Annotated in this window: 2 tRNA genes; both read left to right on the plus strand. The window is 44.3% G+C overall.

What is annotated here, in order from left to right:
* The first annotated feature begins 5 nt into the window (after positions 1-5).
* Positions 6-81, plus strand: a tRNA-Met gene (locus AAEZ02_RS22005).
* A 180-nt stretch (positions 82-261) separates the two neighbouring features.
* A tRNA-Met gene (locus AAEZ02_RS22010) sits at positions 262-337 on the plus strand.
* Positions 338-345: the final 8 nt, after the last annotated feature.

Consider the following 345-nt stretch of genomic DNA (forward strand, 5'->3'; position numbering starts at 1 on the left):
TCGGACGCGGGATGGAGCAGTTGGTAGCTCGTCGGGCTCATAACCCGAAGGTCGTAGGTTCAAGTCCTACTCCCGCAACCATTTCTTAGTAATAAGAATATTAAACGTCTAGTCTTATAGGACGCGGTTCTAGAAATTGATGATTCATCGGGCTCAGCTTTTTATAAATAAAGAGTCGAAGGTCGTAGTTTTATCAAGTCCTACTCCTGCAACCATTTCTTTAGTCAATAGAATAAAAATAATTGATAGCGTTTTATCGGACGCGGGATGGAGCAGTTGGTAGCTCGTCGGGCTCATAACCCGAAGGTCGTAGGTTCAAGTCCTACTCCCGCAACCATTTCTTTA

The sequence above is a fragment of the Shewanella sp. T24-MNA-CIBAN-0130 genome (genome assembly GCF_040310185.1).
GTDB lineage: Bacteria > Pseudomonadota > Gammaproteobacteria > Enterobacterales > Shewanellaceae > Shewanella > Shewanella psychromarinicola.